The organism is Frankia sp. KB5 (assembly GCF_002099325.1).
GTDB classification, from domain to species: Bacteria; Actinomycetota; Actinomycetes; order Frankiales; family Frankiaceae; genus Frankia; species Frankia casuarinae.
The window spans coordinates 1-3,123 of sequence record NZ_MRUJ01000010.1 but is presented as its reverse complement, the minus strand read 5'-3'; the positions used below and the strand labels follow the sequence as shown (position 1 = coordinate 3,123).

Here is a 3,123-nt window from a genome sequence, read left to right as displayed (position 1 = left end):
CCAAGGCTCCGCAGTCATCATCTTCCCGGACCGTGTCCACCATCTTCCCGGACCATGTCCCTTCCCGGACCATGTCCGTCGCCGCGTCATCGTCCGTCGCCGCGTCATCTGCAACACCAGGTCGTCTCAGACGATTTCCACCGGCTCCTCGGTGACCACGCCATCGACGATCCGGTAGGACCGGAACTCGGTCACGTCCGGCTCCCGGGTGGAGGCCAGTACGTAGTGCGCGCCCGGCTCGGCCGCGAGGGACACGTCGGTTCTGGACGGGTACGCCTCGGTTGCGGTGTGCGAGTGGTAGATGATGACGGGCTCCTCGTCCCGGTCGTCCATCTCCCGCCACACCTTGAGCTGCTCCATTGGGTCGAAGCGGTAAAAGGTCGGCGAACGCTCCGCGTTCTCCATCGGGATGAACCGCTTCGGCCGGTCCGACCCCAGGGAGCCGGCGACGATGCCACAGGCCTCGTCGGGATGATCTCGACGGGCATGGGCGACGATCGCCTCATAGCAGGCACGGTCGATTCGCAGCACGAGCCCACCGTACGACGCCGAAGGGGCGGTTCGGGTCGGCCTTCGCCCGCGACTACCCCAGAGCTCGGGTCAGATCGTCGAGCAGCTCGGTCAGGAACGCGTAGACCGCGACGAGCGGGCGGCGGGAATCGTCCGGGTCGAGGTGTTCGAGTTCCGCGGTGGAGTCGTCGTCGGTGAGACCGAGGCGGGTTCCCAGCACCAACCGGAGGTCGTTCAGCGTCGTCAGCCAGTCCTGAGCGGCCTCCTCATCGAGCAGGAGCGCCCTCCCAGGCGCCGGCACAGCGGACAGCACCCGCCGAGCGGCGTCACGCTTGCGGGCGAGCAGATCGTCCGTCCGGCGGCGGCGGAAGTCCCCGGAGGCCATCGGATCGTCCGGGTAGGGGTCGGGAAGCAGACGAGCGATCGCCGGATCGTCCGGCGGCGGCGGCGCGGTGTCACGCAACCCCACCAGCGCCTCCAGCGGGTCCTCGACCGGCGGCGGTTCGAGCAGGGACTCGATCTGGCCGACGAGCTCGATCAGCAACGCCGCCTCGAGCCGGGGAAGGCGCAGCTCGATCCCGGCACGCGTGCGGCGGAAGCCGTCAGCCACGTCCCTCCGTTCCCCCACTCCCACGCTCCCGGCGACGGTGCGCCCGGGACGACCGCCCCACATGACCGTCTGAACCGTCCGACCACGGACGCAGCCAGCCTACCCAGGGCATGCCGCACGGGCTGCTCCGGGCGGCAGGGCACCGGTGCGACGGAAAGAGCCCCGGGTCGGGCACCGGTCTCGGGTCACCGGTCGGGTCAGTCCTGGGCGATCGTCGCCCACAGGCCGTAGGCGTGCAGGCGCTCGGCGTCGGCTTCCATCTCCTCCCTGGTGCCGACGGCCACCGAAGCCCGCCCCTTGTGATGGACGTCGAGCATCAGCTTGGTGGCCTTCGGCTTGCTGTAGCCGAAGAGCTTCTGGAAGACATACGTCACGTATGACATCAGGTTGATCGGGTCGTTCCAGACAATGGTGACCCACGGCCGATCGTCATCGAGGGTCTCGTCGACTTCCTCGACATCGAGAGGCGACACGGYGGCGACAGACACGCTGCCTATTGTTACGCCATTCCCACGACAGTTCTCCTCGACGGGTCGTGTGCCGTGGCCGGCAATCACCTCTCAGCAGGYGGCCCAACGCCGGGAGACGACCGAGCGCCGCAGGGTGGCATCGTCGGGGCCGCAGCCGCACATCGGGGGGCCGCACATCGGGGGGCCGGCCAGGATGAGAACCACTTTGCCGCCGCGAAACGGCTCCGACCCGGCCGAGACACCCCCTCGCCGCACGCTCGGTGCGTGACCACGACCATGCCGGTGCCGGCCGCGCCCCTTGCCGAGGCTGCGACACACTGCCCGTACTGCGCCCTGCAGTGCGGAATGATGCTGCGCGCCACCCCGGAGAGCGCCGCCAAGGAAGGCACCGGAAAAGACGACGGCCCGGAACCCGCAGGTGGAAGGTCTCCGGGGCCGGTTACCGTGCTCGCCCGCGAGTTCCCCACCAACCGGGGCCGGATGTGCCAGAAGGGGTGGACCTCCGCCGAGCTGCTGACCGCCGCGGACCGGCTCACCACCCCGCTGATGCGGCCGCGACGCGACGCCCCCCTCGAGCCGGTGAGCTGGGAACGGGCACTCGACCGCATCACCGAGGGGATCATCCGCCTCCAGCGCGAACACGGCCCGGACGCGGTCGGCGTCTTCGGCGGCGGCGGGTTGACCAACGAGAAGGCCTACGCCCTAGGCAAGTTCGCTCGGGTGGCGCTGCGCAGCTCCGCGATCGACTACAACGGCCGGTTCTRCATGTCGTCGGCGGCCGCCGCGGGCATCCGCTCGTTCGGGCTGGACCGGGGCCTGCCCTTCCCACTGGAGGACATCGCGCACGCCGGGGCCGTCATCATGGTCGGCAGCAACGCGGCCGAGACCATGCCCCCGTTCATGCAGTATCTGACCCGCCAGCGGGAGAACGGCGGGGCGCTCGTGGTCGTCGACCCGCGGCTGACGGCCACCGCCCGCGCCGCGGCCCTACATCTGCAGATCACCCCGGGAACTGACCTGGCCCTGGCCAACGGGCTGGCCTACATCGCCCTAACGGAGGGGTACGCCAACCGCGACTTCCTCGCCGCTCGGACGACGGGCCTCGCCGAGCTGCGAGCAGTACTCGCCTCCTACTGGCCCGAACGGGTGGAGCGCATCACCGGAGTGCCGGTGGCAGACCAGTACGCCGCCGTGGACCTGCTCGCCCAGGCCGAACGGGCGATGGTGCTCAGCGCCCGCGGTGCCGAACAACACAGCAAGGGCACCGACACCGTCACGGCGCTCATCAACCTCGCCCTCGTACTGGGGCTGCCCGGCACCCCCGGGTYGGGCTACGGCTGTCTCACCGGCCAGGGCAACGGGCAGGGCGGCCGGGAACACGGGCAGAAGGCCGACCAGCTTCCCGGCTATCGCAAGATCATCGATCCGGTGGCCCGGGAGCACATCGGTCGAATCTGGGGCGTCGACCCGACGACCATCCCCGGTCCGGGCCGCAGCGCCTACGAGATGCTGGACGCGCTCGGCACGCCGCAG

General features: G+C 70.1%; 4 protein-coding genes. 1 reads left to right on the top strand and 3 read right to left on the bottom strand.

Translation table 11 applies throughout. The features are described from left to right. Positions 1 to 126 precede the first annotated feature (126 nt). From KBI5_RS01265 to clpS, 3 genes are all read right to left on the bottom strand, one after another. Positions 127 to 531, bottom strand: coding sequence for a M67 family metallopeptidase (locus KBI5_RS01265; RefSeq protein ID WP_011435319.1), 405 nt, complete (start codon positions 529 to 531; stop codon positions 127 to 129). A 52-nt stretch (positions 532 to 583) separates the two neighbouring features. Continuing rightward, positions 584 to 1,120: a DUF2017 domain-containing protein gene (locus tag KBI5_RS01260; RefSeq protein ID WP_232235102.1), complete on the bottom strand. Its 537-nt coding sequence runs from the start codon at positions 1,118 to 1,120 to the stop codon at positions 584 to 586. 197 nt (positions 1,121 to 1,317) lie between these two features. Then, the gene (gene clpS, locus KBI5_RS01255) at positions 1,318 to 1,608 is read right to left on the bottom strand and encodes an ATP-dependent Clp protease adapter ClpS (RefSeq protein ID WP_085014086.1); all 291 of its coding nucleotides are present in this window, start codon (positions 1,606 to 1,608) and stop codon (positions 1,318 to 1,320) included. A gap of 258 nt (positions 1,609 to 1,866) precedes the next feature. Between clpS and KBI5_RS01250 the strand changes: the two genes are divergently transcribed. Continuing rightward, on the top strand, positions 1,867 to 3,123 hold a 1,257-nt coding region (locus KBI5_RS01250; RefSeq protein ID WP_157902416.1), incomplete at its 3' end, for a molybdopterin-dependent oxidoreductase.